The organism is Paenibacillus thermotolerans (assembly GCF_028745515.1).
GTDB lineage: Bacteria > Bacillota > Bacilli > Paenibacillales > YIM-B00363 > Paenibacillus_AE > Paenibacillus_AE thermotolerans.
In genome coordinates this window covers 37,470-53,519 of the sequence record NZ_JAQZSG010000003.1, presented here as the reverse complement: position 1 = coordinate 53,519, position 16,050 = coordinate 37,470, and the positions used below count along the sequence as shown (strand labels likewise).

The window sequence follows — 16,050 nt, the reverse complement described above, 5'->3', positions numbered from 1 at the left end:
TTCGCCCCCTTAGCGGGGGCGAATCGAGTTATACGCAGTGTTATGAAGGCTATGATTTAAACCCGTAAAGAAATGGGGGGAGCTTCACGTGGTGCGGTTGCTGCGAAAGTACCTGGTCAGCATCATTGTAGTGCTTGTCCTGGCAGTCTCGTTTATACTGTGGAACCATTCCAGAGCATTCGACGATACCGTTATGGCGAGTATCCCGAAGTACACGGATGTAGACGTTGAATCGATATTGGCCGAAGACGATATCAGAAATAAATTGGAGCCGTCCTATTTCAAATATGTTGAAGCATTGTCCTCGGGAGGCGCCAAAGATACCGACGGGTTTGAACTTACGATCCCCTCCGCGGAATACGCCGCGATCAGCAGCAACGGGACGCGCTTGGAATCCGGGTTAGGCGATAAACAAGGCGCCGTCTTGGCTTTGATTGAAGAAAACAGCTGGGCGGAATATACCGTTGAAGTACCCGAAGACGGATTTTATCAGCTCGGAATGACCTTTTATACGATGCCGGGCAAGAGGTCTTCCATCGTAAGAAGCGTACAGGTTGACGGAGAATATCCCTTCTTTCAGGCAAAAAAAATTGAATTCCAACGAATGTGGCGAGAAGCCGGAGAGACGTGGCATGACAATCAAGGGAATGAATTCAATCCTCGCCGGGAAGAAGTTTACGGCTGGCAATATAAAGATTTTCGGGATGCGGAAGGAAAAGTCGGCGAGCCGCTTCGTTTCTACATGACAAAAGGAAAGCACACGATCCGGATCAACGCGATTCGCGAACCGGCGGCGATCGGACAATTGAAGGTGTTCTCGCCGATCCGATTGCCGTCCTATGAAGAGGTTCTTAAACAATACGAAGAAAAAGGGTATACACCGGTTTCGAATCGGGTGATAAAGGTTCAGGCTGAACAAGCCTCGCTCCGTTCGGACCCGACGCTGAAACGAATCGAAGACCGCGAGCCGATTACGGAGCCGTTCAACAGCAATGCGGTCGTATTAAACAGCTTCGGCGGCAGCGGCTGGCGCAACGGCGGGCAGTGGGCGGAGTGGGAATTTGAAGTGCCGGAAAGCGGCCTGTACCATATCGGGATGCGTTTCGGTCAGTGGTTTTTGAACGGCATTCCGGTGCAGCGGACGGTAACGATCGACGGTAAAGTGCCTTTTAAAGAAATGAATGAAGTGCTGTTTAAATATGTCCCGGAATGGCAAATCAAAAAGCTCGGCGATGAGACGCCTTACTTATTTTACTTGGAAGAAGGCAAGCATACGATCCGGTTGGAGGTGCAGGTCGGCTCGCTCGGACCGATCCTGGAGTCGATCATCGATACGACCCATAAGATTTCCTTGCTCAGCCGGGAAGTCATACATATTACCGGCACGAACCCGGATCCGAATGCGGATTGGGAGCTGGAGCGAAATATTCCGAATCTCATTCCGAGACTTCATATGATGGCGCAGGATTTGGATGACGCGATTCAAGCGCTCTATGAGCTTGGCGTACCGCAAGGCAGCTCCGAAGTCAGCACGTTATACGAGGCGCGCGACCAAATTTTAAGCCTGGCGAAGGACACTACGACAATTCCCGGCAGACTGCAGGCGATTACGGATCTTCAATCGGCATTGGGACTGTGGGTAAACGGCTTGAGCAAACAAAGCCTTGTCCTGGACTACTTGATCGTTCAATCCCCGGACCGTCCTTGGCCGAAGGCGGCCGCTCCTTGGTATATAAGATTAGGAACGAGTGTTAACGATTTGATTCGCTCCTTCACGAAAGATTACGGCGGCGTAGGGAACATTTACGCGGAGGAAGAGGCGCTCGACGTTTGGGTTGCCCGGGGAAGAGACTGGGTCGACATTACCAAACAAATGATCGATGAAGAATTTACGCCGGAAACCGGAATTAAAGTCAATGTGAACGTCATTCCGGCGCAACAGATGCAGCTGCTGCTGCTTGCGAGTACGGCGGGCCTTGCTCCCGACGTCGCTCTTGGAGTAGAGGGCGAGGTTCCGATCGATTTTGCCGTGCGCAACGCATTGGTAAATTTAAACGAGTTTCCGGATTATGAGGAAGTAGCCGCACGGTTCCGTCCGGGAGCGTTAATTCCGTATAAGTACGACGGCGGCGATTTCGCACTGCCGGAAAATCAAAATTTCTATATGCTTTTCTATCGAAAAGACATCATGGAACAGCTTGGGATCGCCGAAGAAAACATTCCGCAAACGTGGCAGGAAGTGATGGACTTGATTCCGCTGCTTCAGCAAAACGGAATGGACTTCTTTTATCCGCATGCTCCGAATAACCCGAACAGTGCGATCAACGAATTCGCTCCGTTCTTGTTCCAGCATGGAGGAAACTTCTATAACGAGGATGGTAGAACGTCCGCATTGGACTCTCCGGAGTCATTGGAAGCGATGGAAATGTGGACCGGTTTGTTTACGAATTACAAGATCCAAAAGCAAGCCGATTTCTACAATCGGTTCCGTTCCGGCGAAATGCCGATCGGCGTTGCGGACTATTCCACTTATGTCTTGCTGTCTACGGCCGCTCCGGAACTGACCGGCTGGTGGGGAATGCAGCCGATGCCCGGCATGAAGCAGGCGGACGGTCAAATTAACCGTTCCACGGGCGGACTTGCGCAAACCGGCATCATTTTCAAGAGCTCCGACAAGAAAGAAGAAGCTTGGCAATTTTTGAAATGGTGGACCGGAGCGGATGCCCAGGAACGATTCGGCTCCGAGCTCGAAACGTTGCTGGGCGTCGAAGCAAGGTGGAATACGGCGAACATCGAGGCGCTCAACCGATTGCCTTGGAATAAAGAAGATATCGACGCCATCATGAAGCAATGGGAATGGTTTAGGGAGCGCGAGGTTGTTCTTGGCGGTTACTATACGACCCGCTATATCGGGAACATGTGGAACGAAATCGTGCTGAACGGAAAGCTGCCGCGCGAAGCCGTCGAAGACGGGGTAAGAGAAATCAACAAGGAGCTGCGCAAAAAGCGGGAAGAGTTCGGCTTGAACGACGGGCCGTCCGTCCGGGCGGGCTTGGAACAGGAGGCGGCGAAACGATGAGCACCCAAAAGAATGCGATCGCTGCGAATCAAAGTCCGGCGAGAGCGCTTGAACCGGGGAAGTTGGCCTTATTGTGGTCCGAAGTGAAACGGAACAGGGTCTCCTATTATTTCCTTGCCCCGTTCCTTATCTTGTTTACGTTCTTTACGATTGTTCCGATCGTCACTTCGGTCGGTTTGAGCTTCACGTACTATAACATATTGGAATCTCCCCGGTTTATCGGGATGTCGAACTACAAATTATTGTTCGTCGACGACGACATCTTTCTGAAAGCGATCGGCATTACGCTCAAATTCGCATTTGTAACGGGGCCGCTCGGTTATATTTTGGCGTTTCTGCTGGCGTGGTTAATCAGCCAAATCCCGATTAAATACCGATTTTTTTACACGCTGTGCTTTTATACGCCTTCCATTACAAGCGCGGTCGCCATGTCCGTCGTCTGGCTTTATTTGTTCGCCGGCGACCGGAAAGGGCTTCTCAACTATTTCTTGATGGATCTCGGCATTTTGGACGAACCGTATTTGTTTCTTCAGAATGTCGACTCCATCGTGCCGGTCATCATTATCGTCTCGCTATGGATGAGCATGGGAGTAGGCTTTCTCGCCTTCTTGGCGGGGCTGCAGAACGTGCCCAAAGATCTTTACGAAGCGGGAGCGATTGACGGGGTGAAGTACCGTTGGCAGCAGTTGTTTTATATAACGATCCCTTCCGTTAAGCCGCAGCTGTTGTTCGGCGCGGTCATGCAGGTGGTGTTTTCGTTGCAGGTGTTCGATGTCAGCGTGCAGCTGGTCGGTTTGCCAAGCCCGCTGTATGCCGGCCATACGATTCTTGCCCATCTGTTCGATTACGCGTTCATTCGGTTCGAAATGGGCTACGCTTCCGCAATCGCGGTCGTACTGTTTATTTTGATGCTCGGATTAAACCGCCTCATTTTCAAATGGCTCGGGAGGGATTAGCAGATGGATGGCATGGTCAAAGGTAGAAGAGTGGACTGGGGCGGCGTCTTTCTATATACATTTCTGACGGGCTTCGGTTTACTGATGCTTGCTCCATTGGTATACATGGCTTCAACCGCCCTAAAGCCGATCAGCGAACTGTTTTTGTTTCCGCCTCGATTTTTCGTCGTCAATCCGACATTGCTTAACTTTCGCGACTTGCTGCTCATTACGGGCACTTCGTTCGTCCCGTTCTCAAGATTTATTCTTAACAGCGTCGTCGTTACCTCCGGGATCGTGTTTTTCGGGGTCGTCATTTCCGCGATGGCGGCATACCCGCTTGCCAAACACGAGATGCCCTTCAAGAAAGAAATATTCGGCATGATTGTAACGGCTCTCATGTTTTCGCCGATGGTATTGCAAATCCCTCAATATTTGCTCATCAGCAAAAGCGGCTTGATGAATACGTATTTCGCCATGATATTGCCTTACTTGGCGGCGCCGATCGGCATGTTTTTAATGACGCAGTTTCTGAGGCAAATACCGGATGCGCTGCTTGAAGCGGCCCGCATGGACGGGGCGTCGGAGTGGAAAGTGTTTTGGACGGTCATTATGCCGCTCTTGAAGCCGGCGATCGCGACTTTCGCCTTGTTCAGCTTTATCCAGGCATGGAACGATCCTTACCCTGCGATGGTGTATACAACCAAAGAGGACATGAAATCGCTCCCGCTGGCGATTCAGACGATCAGCGGCGGCGCCGGAGTCATCGCGCGGGTCGGCACGTTGGCGGCCGCAAGCTTCTTGATGATCATTCCGACCATCGTGGTGTTTATTATCACGCAGCGCATGGTTCTACAAACAATGGCCCACTCGGGACTGAAAGAGTAGGGGGGACCGATTTGAGACGCGTAGTAACCAAAATGCGGTCTTCGGTATGTACTGGCGCGCTGGCCGCTCTGCTCGCGCTGCTGGCTCCGGCACAGGCATGGGCGGAAACCCCTTACGAAGGCTATACGTGGAATAACCAAGGGGAAGCCGTTCATTCCGTTAACGGATATATGTATGTGGATTCGATCGAGGGCACCGATTTGCCGACGGGAGCGTTCAACAATCCGGAAGATATTTTTATCGCTTCGGATGAGACGCTGTACATTGCGGATACGGGAAACAGCCGGGTCATTCATATGGACGCGAACACTCGGCAGGTGATTAAGGTAATCGGCACGGAGGAAGGACCAGGCATGCTTTCCGAGCCGAAAGGGGTATACGTCAAGAACGACGGAACGATTTACGTTGCCGATACGAAAAATCATCGAGTGGCCGTATTTGACAGCGACGGAAAGTTTACGAAGCAATTCACGGTTCCTAAAAGCGCCCTTCTAGGGCCGAACTTTGCGTACTCCCCCTCAAAAATCATATTGGATAAACGAGATTATATGTTCGTCATCAGCGACGGAAACACCCAAGGGCTTATGCAAATCGATCAAAAGGGCGAATTTAAAGGGTTTTACGGTGCCAACCATGTAGGCTTCAGCTGGAAACGGCTGTTCATCAAGCTTGTGGCGACGAAGGAACAGAAGCAGCGGTTGTCCACGGTAAAGCCGCTCGCTTTCTCCAACGTAGACCAGGATCGGTCGGGTTTTATTTATACGACGACGTTCGGCGAACCGTTCAATCAAGTGAAGCGATTATCTCCGGTCGGAGTCGACACGCTGAATCCGTCTCCGAAAAGATACGGCGACAGGTTTGACGTCGGCCCCTTTATGACGGCGCAATTTGCGGATATTACCGTAAGCGGGGACGGACTCATCAGCGCATTGGATTTACAAACAAGCAAAGTGTTCCAATATGACAAGCTGGGGAATTTGCTGTTTGCCTTCGGCGGAACCGGAGACCAGAACGGATTGTTTGTAACGCCTTCGAGCGTGGACCAGACGTCGGACGGAACGATCTATGTCGCGGACAAAGGGCGCAACCGGATCGACCGCTTCCGCACGACGCCTTTCGCCGATTTGGTTCACGAAGCGTCCCGATATTATGTGGACGGACGATACCAGGAGGCGGAATCGTTGTGGCTTCGCATTCTTGAATTGAATGCCAATTACGATATGGCCTATTTCGCGATCGGAAAGTCGCTTTATAAATCGGAGCGTTATAAAGAAGCGATGGAATATTTCCAATTGGCGCATGCCAAAGGAGATTATTCGGCAGCCTTCCGCGAATACAGGAAGGAGTTCACAAGAGAGCATTTCACTGAGATTGCCGCCGGAATCGTCCTTCTGATCCTATTGCTTCGTTACGCTGTTCCGAACGTATTCCGGGCCGCAAGAAAAGGCTGGAGGAAGCCGGGCATCGTCAAAGCGCCGGAAGTCGGGGAAGGGGATGTCCAATGAATACCGTGCTGATGATGCGAAAGGTACTGTTGCATCCGTATGAATTTTATTATGAAATTCAGGAGCCCGGCCGTTTGAAATGGTCTCAAGGAATCATACTGGTGCTGCTGGCTTTCGTAGCGAGAATGCTTTCGCTTGTCGTTACAAGCTACCCGTTTCAAACGAAAGAGCCTTATGAAATTTCCTATATTTATGAGTTCATCTGGATCGTCGTTCCATTCGTAACGTGGACCGTCGCCAACTGGGGAATCAGCGCAATTCTTGACGGCGAAGGGAAATTCAAGGAAGTGTTTGTCGGCGGCGCATTCGCGCTGGTGCCTTATATTTTATTTATCGTGCCGATTGCGTTCTTTACCAACCTGTTGTCGTACAGCGAACAATCGGTGTACACCTTCCTTACGGCCGCGGTATATTGCTGGGTAAGCTGGCTCATTCTTGCAAAGGTAAAAATCGTGCACGATTTTGAGATCAGCAAATTAATTCTGATTACGCTGATCAGCCTCGTCGGCATGGCCGTCATTTGGTTCATAGGGATACTTATGTACGGGCTCGCGAATCAGTTCATCAATTTCGGGATCGACCTGATCAAAGAGATAAGGTTCCGCATGTAGGAGGGGAAGTATGAACAAACGACATCACAAAGTTTGGATTGCGAGCGTAGTTTTAGCACTGGCTCTCAGCATGATATACCCTTATGCCGGAATTGCCGAGGAGAACGATCAGGCCGAGCGGCAGCAGCCCGCCCAAGAGGAGCCGGAGCAAGCGGGAGCGGCGGAAGCCAAGCCTGCGCCGAAGCTTCAATTGAAGCTGAAGCTTCCTCCGAAAGAGCCCGCAGTCATGACGAAGGCTGCTGAAAACAGCCGGTTCGAGCTCTTGATCGATGCCGAGTCGGGAAGCATTAAGGTTGTCGATAAAAAGACAAAGAAGGAATGGACCAACACGCCGCAGGCGGAAGGGATTTTGCCGAACAACCAAAGCTTCATCGATTCGCCTGTTCATATCAAATATACCGAGGGCGCGGACATTTCCCAAACGTACACCTTAAAGCCCGATGCGAAGACAAAGCTGACCGTTCAAAACATCGATCAAGGCGTAAGAGCCGAGTTTGAGCTTGAAGCGTTGAAGCTGTCGTTTCATATCGAATATCGTTTGCTCGATGACGGGCTGGAGGTGACGATCCCGTATTCGTCGATCAAGGAAGGCGGGACGGCGAGGTTGATCGGGCTCGAGGTGCTCCCGTTCTTTAACGCAGGAAGCGAGACCGAGGAGGGAGCGTTATTTATTCCGGACGGCTCCGGCGCGCTCATGATTTTCCGAGAAAACCATCCGAAATATTACAGCGGGTACTCCGAGCCTGTTTACGGTCCCGACTTGGCGTTCAAAACGCAGTCGTATACCGACATTACGCAGATGTGGCGCAGGGAGAAGCCTCCTAAGGAGTCCATCGCTTTGCCGGTATTCGGCACTTACCGGAATGGAACGGGGTTTTTAGGAATTATTACGGAAGGCGATAAGGATGCCTTGATCAACGGCATTCCCGCGGGAATTCGCAACATTCCGTTGTACCGGACGTCGGCCGAATTCATATACCGGAAATTCGACGTCATCTTTATCGGAAGCTCCGGACAAATTCCGTTGTTCCAAGGAGCCAAGACGGAAGGCGACCGGAAGGTGCGTTACGTCCTTCTTGAAGGCGAGGATGCGAATTATGTCGGGATGGCCAAAGCATACCGGGACTATTTAATGAAAGAACAGGGCGTCAAACCGGCGGTTCCGGAAACTATGCCGATGAACGTCCGTTTGCTCGGCGGAATTTTACGCGACGAAATCATCGGATCCACCTTTATAAAGATGACCACCTTCGATCAAGCGAAATCGATCATCGACGAATACGCCGCCAAAGGCGTAAACAACCTGCAGCTTACGCTCACCGGTTGGTCCAAGGGCGGATTATACGGCAATCAACCGGATCATTTCCCCGTCGAGAAAAAGCTCGGAGGCGCGAAGGGGTTGAAGGAGCTTACGAAATATGCCCAGGCTAAAGGCGGTTCCGTCTATCTTCAAGCGAACTATGTGAAGCCGTACCAGGAAAGCAAAGGCTTTTCCGCAAGGAAGGATACGATTCGGGGAATCGACCGCGAAGCGATGGAGGTTTTCAATACGTTCGCTAACAGCGGAGTTACCGATCGCCGCGAGAAGTTTTATTTGATCAAGCCCGGCCAAGTGAGTGAAAGAAGAGCGGAGCATGAACTGGACGAATTTGCGGGTATAGGGGCGGCGGGAGTTTCGCTGAAATATATGGGGGACACGTTGTATTCCGATGTCGATCCGAAAACGCCGCTAAGCCGCCGCCAAACGGCGGACGCTTGGGTGAGCGTGTTGGATAAGTTTAAGAAAAAGGTCGGCCATACTGCAGTTGATTACGGTTTTGCCTATACGCTGGGCCATGTGGATCGAATCGATAACGCGCCGCTTGATTCCAGCCGCTTCGTTTATACCGACCTTACAGTGCCGTTCTTCCAGATTGCACTTCACGGACTAGTGCTTTATGCGGCGGAACCTTCGAATTTGCGCGACGACTCCCGGGTGCAGTTTTTACGGGCCATTGAATACGGCGCAACTCCAAGCTTTGAATTGACCTATGAACCGACCAGCAAATTGCAAAGAACGATGGAGGACCGTTTGCTCAGCTCCGGCTTCTCGCACTGGCTCGAGCCTTCCGTCGCCGAATACCGGGAATTTGCGAAGCTATATGATTTGGTCGGGGATCGGCAAATCGTGAATCATGAACGATTGAGCGAACAGGTGTATCGAACGACGTATGCGGGCGGAACGCAAATTATCGTCAATTACGGCGCCGAGGCGGCAACAATCGGCGGCATATCCGTAAAGGGGCTTGATTACGCAGTAACGGAAGGAGGGAGTTAGAGGTGAACAGTCGCTTTCGATTGTCGATGAGAATCCGGCACATCTTTGAGGGATACGCGTTTATCTCTCTTTGGATCGTAGGTTTCCTCTTATTTATGGCGATCCCTCTTGCAAGATCGTTTTATTATTCTTTGCACGTACTGAAGCCTTCGCCGAACGGACTCATCGCGAACTACGTCGGTTTGACGCACTACCGCGGCGCTTTCACGACGGACATTCATTTTGTGCCGCTGCTGCAGCAGACGTTAACGAGCATGCTGACACAGGTGCCGCTGATTTTGATCTTCGCCATGTTCAGCGCCTTGCTGCTAAACCGCAAGGCTTACGGGAGAATTTTTTTCCGCGGCGTGTTTTTCCTTCCGGTCATTATCGCCTCGGGCGCCGTTCTCCGCAAGCTATTGCAGCAAGGAGCGGTAAACCTTCCGATCTTCTATCAATACGATCTGTTCGGACAATTGAGGCCGTTCATTCCTGCGAGCATTTTGGAGCCGCTGCTGAAGTATGCCGATTCGCTGACGCTAGTCATGTGGGATTCCGGGGTACAAATATTAATTTTTCTTGCCGGCCTCCAAACGATATCGCCTCAGCTTTATGAAGCGGCGCATTGCGACGGCGCAACGAAATGGGAAAGCTTCTGGAAAATTACATTTCCGATGATTATGCCGATGATCTTCGTCAACACGTTGTTCAGCATTGTCAATTCGTTTACGAAGCCGGACAATCAAATCATGAATCACCTTCTGAACGTTGTGTTCCGATCGAACGATTACGGTTACGGCTCCGCCATCGGCTGGCTTTATTTCATCTTCATATTCATTGTTCTTGGAATCGTATTTTCCTTATTCAAAAAAGGCTTGGCCGCTACGGACGGGAGGATATAGAAGATGAACACGACAGTCATCCGATCCATAAGGCAAGCCGTCGACAAGAATATAAACCGAAAGACGGCCGTTGTAAGGCGAGTGAAGCAAGCGTTCGGAAATATTGTTTTCTATTTGTTTTTATTAAGCTTGTCTTTCGTTTTCCTTTACCCGCTGCTCTACATGATATCGCAATCGTTAATGAGAGTTCAGGACGTTTCCGACGCGACCGTTCAATGGATCCCTAGAGCGCCCACTTTCCAAAACTATGTGATTGCGTTCAACGCGATCAAATATTGGCAGGGCTTCACGAACAGCGCCATCATTTCGTTCGGAAGCGCAGTTCTTCAAATTATTAGCTGCTCGATCGTCGGCTACGGCTTTGCCAGGTACCGGTTTCCCGGACACTCGTTTTGGCTGGCGCTCGTCGTATTTACGTTCCTCGTTCCGCCGCAAACGATCGTTGTGCCGTTGTACATCTTTTTCAGCGATTTGCATTGGATCAACACGCATTTGCCGTTTATATTCCCGTCCTTGTTCGGTCACGGCTTGAAGGGCGCGCTGTTCGTGCTTATATTTATCCAGTTTTACCGGAGGCTGCCGGCCGTGCTCGAAGAAGCGGCCAGAATCGACGGAGCGGGGGCGTTCCGAACCTATTGGACGATTATGTTTCCGCTCGCGAAGCCGGCTATGCTTGTCGTCTTCCTGTTTTCCGTCGTCTGGCATTGGAACGATTTATTCGAGCCGAACACGTATTTAATGATTCCGCAATACTTCAACCTTGCGCAAAATATGTCGGTTTTTAACGGAAACGCCAATGCGGGGTTGAATACGATGGCGCAGTCAATGTCGGCAACCGATGCGCTCGGGATGGCGCCGACCATATTAAATCAAATTATGGCGGCCGTGCTGATGTCGATTTTGCCGATCTTAATTTTGTACTTGTTCGTTCAGCGGCATTTCGTCGAAAGCGTCGAACGGGCAGGAATCGCAGGGGAATAATTTCCATTATTCATACATTCATTCAAGTAAAGGGAGAGAAGCTCAATGACACAACAAATGAAAGCGAAGATGATTTTGGATCGGGAGTTTCGCATTGCGGAAGTCGACAAGCGTATTTACGGCTCGTTCATCGAGCACCTCGGCAGGGCGGTTTACGGCGGTATTTACGAGCCAGGGCATCCGACCGCCGACGAGCACGGATTTCGGCGCGATGTGATGGAGCTGGTGAAGGAGCTTCAAGTGCCGATCATTCGATATCCGGGCGGCAATTTCGTATCGGGCTATAACTGGGAAGACGGAGTCGGACCGGTCGAAGAGCGTCCGCGCAGGCTGGAGCTGGCGTGGAGAACCGTCGAGCCGAACGAAATCGGCACCAATGAATTTGCGGCGTGGGCAAAGAAGGCGAACTCCGAAGTTATGATGGCGGTGAACCTCGGCACGCGGGGAATCGACGCAGCCAGAAACTTGGTCGAATACTGCAACCATCCGGGGGGCTCTTATTGGAGCGACTTGCGCAAGAAGCACGGCTACGAACAGCCGCACGGCATAAAAACGTGGTGCCTCGGCAACGAAATGGACGGTCCTTGGCAGATCGGACATAAGACGGCTGAGGAGTACGGGCGACTTGCCGTCGAAACCGCCAAAGCGATGAAGTGGGTCGACCCTGCCATCGAGCTCGTCGCTTGCGGCAGCTCCAGTGCCCAGATGCAGACGTTCCCGCAATGGGAAGCTACTACGCTGGAACATACTTATAACGCGGTCGATTATATTTCTCTGCATCAATACTACGGAAACCGCGACAACGATACGCCGGATTACTTGGCTCTGACGCTCGATATGGACCATTTTATCAAGACGGTCATTTCCACCTGCGATTTCATCAAAGCGAAAAAGCGCAGTAACAAGACGATCAACCTGAGCTTCGACGAATGGAACGTATGGTACCACTCCAACGAGGCGGACCGGAAAATCGAGCCGTGGTCCGTTGCGCCTCCGCAGCTGGAGGACGTGTATAATTTCGAAGACGCGCTGCTCGTAGGCAGCATGCTGATCACGTTCCTGAAGCACGCGGACCGCGTCAAGATCGCTTGCATGGCTCAGCTTGTCAACGTCATCGCGCCGATTATGACGGATAACGGCGGCAAAGCTTGGAGACAGACGATTTTTTACCCGTATATGCATGCGTCGGTGTACGGCCGCGGCGTATCGCTGCAGCCGGTCGTATCCTCTCCGAAATACGACAGCAAGCGGTTTACCGATGTGCCGTATTTGGAGACGGCGGCGGTATTCAATGAAGAGCGGGAAGAGCTGACCGTCTTTGCGGTGAACCGGCATTTGGAACAGTCGCTGCCGCTGTCATGCGATGTTCGCAGCTTTGAAGGGTATCGGGTAGTAGAGCATATCGTGCTGGAGAACGACGATTTGAAAGCCGTCAACACGGCGGAATCGGAGGCGGTGAAGCCGCATACGGGCGGAGACGCGCGCATGGCGGACGGCGGAGTCGTCGAGGCGGTATTGCCGAAAGCGTCCTGGAACGTCATACGTTTAGCGAAGCAATAATCAATTACGGACTGCCGTTCCTTGTGAACGGCTGTCCGTTTGTCCTTCACTCCGGGTGCTCGCCGGACGAGTAGTACAACTGAAACACGATGTCCTGATTGTAGTTTCCGAAGCCTGACCCGAAAATCGTAACCCCGCCGATATGTTTCGTGTCGTCCATGCACGATATTCGAAACGTCCATTGTTTCTTGCGGATCTGTATGTCACCCAGCGTCACGTTGGAAATTTTATTGCCGTCAATAAACGTTCCGTTGTGCGTAATTCGCAAATGCTTAAGCAATCCGTATTGATTGATGACGTCCGGCCACCAGACGGGAGTATATTTCCCGCGGTTGTCGCCGAAATCGCCGGGGCTCGTCCACGTCCCGAGCTCGGCTCCGTTCAGCAGGAACGTAATGTCGGAAGGCCAATTATTGTTCGTATTGGGCGCTTCCGAAGCGAGCTCCATCGATATGACCAATTCTTCAGGGTTTTGACTGGGCAGCAAAAAATTCGGAACCTTATATTCGATATACCCTTTGCCGAACCATAATATTTTCGCGTTGACGCGGTCGGCATCCCAGAAGTATCTCGGTTCGTCGAATTCGCCGATCAGCCTTTCGGTCGTGGCCAAACCGCAGGTCGGATGAATTTCGAAATCGGTATAATGTCCGACCGACAGCTCCGTACGATGGTATTCCCGATTGATTTCTTCTTTTTGAGGAAACTCGATTTCTATTTTATCTACGCAAAGAATGCATAGTTTTTGAATGCCGCCTTTTCCCCGAACCATTTCCGTCCGAATAATGCCCGCTTTCTCCAGCTTCTTCGTATGCATCGTCATAATGGCGCTGCTCAAACCAGCCGCTTCCGCAAGCTCCTTAACGTTCATCGGCTCTCTCGCCAACAATTGAATCATGCCAAGACGAACGTCGCTTGCCAAAGCTTCGTAAACGGGCAATGAGCCTTCCGATATGTCCAGTTTCATGTTATACCCCCGGTGACCAGCTGTTAAAAAACGTTTGCCGTCAGAATTGATTAATATAAATGTTATACAAATAATATACAACTTTATAACCTTGACCACAATATCTCAACGCCATCATACCATTCAAGTGCAACACCCCGAAAGCGGCCGGCCAATCCGAATAGTATAGAAAAAGATAAAAGGGATTTGGTCATTATGAAGCTGAAGGTTGTGGCATGGGGGATCGTATTCGTCATCGCCTTTGTTATGATTGCAGGGATCGGTGGCGCAGGTTATGCCGCTACATTGGACGTGAGCGAGCTGTCACAGCCGATGAGCCGGCCGACGATCGTGCTGGATCGGAACGGGGAAAAAGTATACTCGTTATCGGTAGTAAAGTCGCAGCCCATTTCGATATCGGAAATGCCGGACGTGCTCCTTGAGGCGATTGTCGCGGTGGAGGACAAGCGGTTTTACGAGCACTCCGGGGTGGACATAAACTCGATCGTTCGCGCGTTATATAGAGATTTGAAGGAAGGCGAATATGTCGAGGGCGGGAGCACCATTACGATGCAGCTCGCCAAAAACGCCTTTTTATCTTCGGACAAAAGCATCAAGCGGAAGCTGAAGCAAGCGGCTTACGCGTTAAAAATCGATATGAGCTACAACAAAGATCAAATTTTGGAGCGTTATTTAAATACGATTTATTTCGGGGAAGGCGCTTGGGGCGTTCAAGCCGCAAGCAGAAAATATTTCGGGAAGGACGCGAAGCAGCTGACGCTCGAGGAAGCGGCTCTGATTGCAGGGCTGCCGAAGGCGCCGAGCAAATATTCGCCGGTTCGAAATCCGGAAGGAGCGTTCGAACGGAGAAATCTTGTATTGAAGCTGATGCTGGAACAAGGAAAAATCAGCGTGCAGGAGTTCAACGAAGCGTCCAAGAAACAAATCGTGCTGCAGCCCGATGAAGAAGAGAAGAAGCAAGCAAAATATGCATCGTATGTCGATGCCGTCATCGAAGAAGCGATTCGCGAGTACGGCATCTCGGAGAAGGAAATTATGTCCGGAGGGTGGACGATCGTGACGGAGATGGATCGGCGCGCTCAGGAAATAGCGGCGGATGTATATTCCGATGCGAGCAAGTTCCCGGAATCGGAGAACGGCCAGCTGCTGCAGAGCGGCTCCGTCTTTCTGGACCAGCATTCGGGAGGCATCGTCGCGCTTGTCGGCTACCGGGGAACGGATGCGACTTACCGCGCGTTTAACCGGGCTACACAGCTGAAGCGGCAGCCGGGCTCCGCTTTTAAACCGATTGCGGTGTACGGACCGTCGCTCGAGGAAGGCTACCATCCTTACTCCGTTTTGTTTGACGGTCCGCTTGACGTAAACGGTTATCGTCCGCGCAACTGGGACCGGCAATATCACGAGGAAGTGACAATGGCGGAAGCGATCCGACAGTCTTGGAACATTCCGGCGGTTTGGCTGTTGAATGAAATCGGCGTCGAGAAGGGGCTCCGTTTCGCCGAGAAGCTGGGGATCCCGCTGACGAAGGAGGACCGCAATCTCGGTCTCGCACTTGGCGGTTTGTCCGAAGGCGTGTCGCCGATGCAGATGGCGCAAGCGTTCTCCGCCTTCGCAAACAACGGAACGATGCACGACGCCCACACCATTCGGCTGATCAAATCGCCGGACGGAACGGTCGCAGGAGAATACAACCGGCAGCCGAACCAAGTGATGGAGCCGAATCACGCATACACGATGACACTGCTGCTGCAACACGCGGTGGCGGAGGGGACCGGCAAGAAGGCGGCAGTCGCCGGGCGGCCGACGGCGGGAAAGACGGGAACGACGCAGCTGCCGGATACGAAGGAATTCCAAGGAATCGCCGGAGGGGTGAAGGATGCTTGGTTTGTCGGTTATACGCCGGAGCTTACCGGTGCGGTGTGGATCGGCTACGATCGAACCGACCGCGAGCATTACGTAAAGACCGGAAGCGGAGCGGCAGCCTCGGTATTTCGGGAAATTATGAGCGCGATCGTTGCGGGGAAGGCGCCGTCCGAATTTACCGTGCCGGAAGGCTTCCAGAGCTATATGGCGAGCTGGAAGAGCAACGGATATACGAAGGGCAATAAGGACGATCAAGAAAAGAAGCCGAAAGAGGGCAAAAAGAAAAAGGACAAAAAGAAAAAGGAGAAAAAGAAGGAACGGGGAAAAGAGAAAAAGAAGGAGCGCGACGATTAACGAGCCGGCCGTCAATAACGACGGCCGTTTGTTTTTGTATGAGGCGGCGGGTGGGGAAGGTTTATCCGTTATAACGGTTCGCGGGGTATTTATTTGCCGGAAATAAGGC

11 protein-coding genes are annotated in these 16,050 nt (G+C 51.7%); 10 read left to right on the top strand and 1 reads right to left on the bottom strand.

The features are described 5' to 3' along the window. Window positions 1-88 precede the first annotated feature (88 nt). The 9 genes from PT964_RS03820 to arfA are packed head-to-tail and all read left to right on the top strand — an operon-like array spanning window position 89 to window position 12,757. Window positions 89-3,079 carry an extracellular solute-binding protein gene (locus PT964_RS03820; RefSeq protein WP_274362003.1) on the top strand — a complete coding sequence of 997 codons (2,991 nt, stop codon included), beginning with the start codon at window positions 89-91 and terminating at the stop codon, window positions 3,077-3,079. Beyond that, window positions 3,076-4,035 carry a carbohydrate ABC transporter permease gene (locus PT964_RS03815; protein WP_274362002.1) on the top strand — a complete coding sequence of 320 codons (960 nt, stop codon included), beginning with the start codon at window positions 3,076-3,078 and terminating at the stop codon, window positions 4,033-4,035. Before PT964_RS03820 ends, PT964_RS03815 begins: the two co-directional genes overlap by 4 nt. 3 nt (window positions 4,036-4,038) lie before the next feature. Further along, complete coding sequence (locus PT964_RS03810; protein WP_274362001.1) at window positions 4,039-4,902, top strand: carbohydrate ABC transporter permease; 864 nt, start codon at window positions 4,039-4,041, stop codon at window positions 4,900-4,902. An 11-nt stretch (window positions 4,903-4,913) separates the two neighbouring features. After that, the gene (locus PT964_RS03805) at window positions 4,914-6,407 is read left to right on the top strand and encodes an SMP-30/gluconolactonase/LRE family protein (RefSeq protein WP_274362000.1); all 1,494 of its coding nucleotides are present in this window, start codon (window positions 4,914-4,916) and stop codon (window positions 6,405-6,407) included. Continuing rightward, entirely contained in the window at window positions 6,404-7,018 is a 615-nt protein-coding gene (locus tag PT964_RS03800; protein WP_274361999.1) for a Yip1 family protein, read from the top strand. Before PT964_RS03805 ends, PT964_RS03800 begins: the two co-directional genes overlap by 4 nt. A gap of 10 nt (window positions 7,019-7,028) precedes the next feature. Then, window positions 7,029-9,335, top strand: a complete 2,307-nt coding sequence (locus PT964_RS03795; protein ID WP_274361998.1) for a DUF5696 domain-containing protein — start codon at window positions 7,029-7,031, stop codon at window positions 9,333-9,335. 2 nt (window positions 9,336-9,337) lie between these two features. Then, entirely contained in the window at window positions 9,338-10,216 is an 879-nt protein-coding gene (locus PT964_RS03790; RefSeq protein WP_274361997.1) for a carbohydrate ABC transporter permease, read from the top strand. Window positions 10,217-10,219: 3 nt separating this feature from the next. Continuing rightward, window positions 10,220-11,197, top strand: coding sequence for a carbohydrate ABC transporter permease (locus PT964_RS03785; protein ID WP_274361996.1), 978 nt, complete (start codon window positions 10,220-10,222; stop codon window positions 11,195-11,197). Between the two features lie 45 nt (window positions 11,198-11,242). Continuing rightward, window positions 11,243-12,757 (top strand): arabinosylfuranosidase ArfA, encoded by a 1,515-nt coding sequence (gene arfA / locus PT964_RS03780; RefSeq protein WP_274361995.1) that lies wholly within the window; start codon window positions 11,243-11,245, stop codon window positions 12,755-12,757. Window positions 12,758-12,803: 46 nt separating this feature from the next. Here arfA and PT964_RS03775 read toward each other — a convergent pair whose 3' ends face one another. Continuing rightward, on the bottom strand, window positions 12,804-13,724 hold the full coding sequence (locus PT964_RS03775; RefSeq protein WP_274361994.1) for an ArsR/SmtB family transcription factor: 921 nt from the start codon (window positions 13,722-13,724) through the stop codon (window positions 12,804-12,806). A gap of 195 nt (window positions 13,725-13,919) precedes the next feature. On the opposite strand from PT964_RS03775, the gene PT964_RS03770 reads away from it, so the two are divergent. Next, entirely contained in the window at window positions 13,920-15,941 is a 2,022-nt protein-coding gene (locus tag PT964_RS03770) for a transglycosylase domain-containing protein (RefSeq protein ID WP_274361993.1), read from the top strand. The last annotated feature ends 109 nt before the right edge of the window (window positions 15,942-16,050 follow it).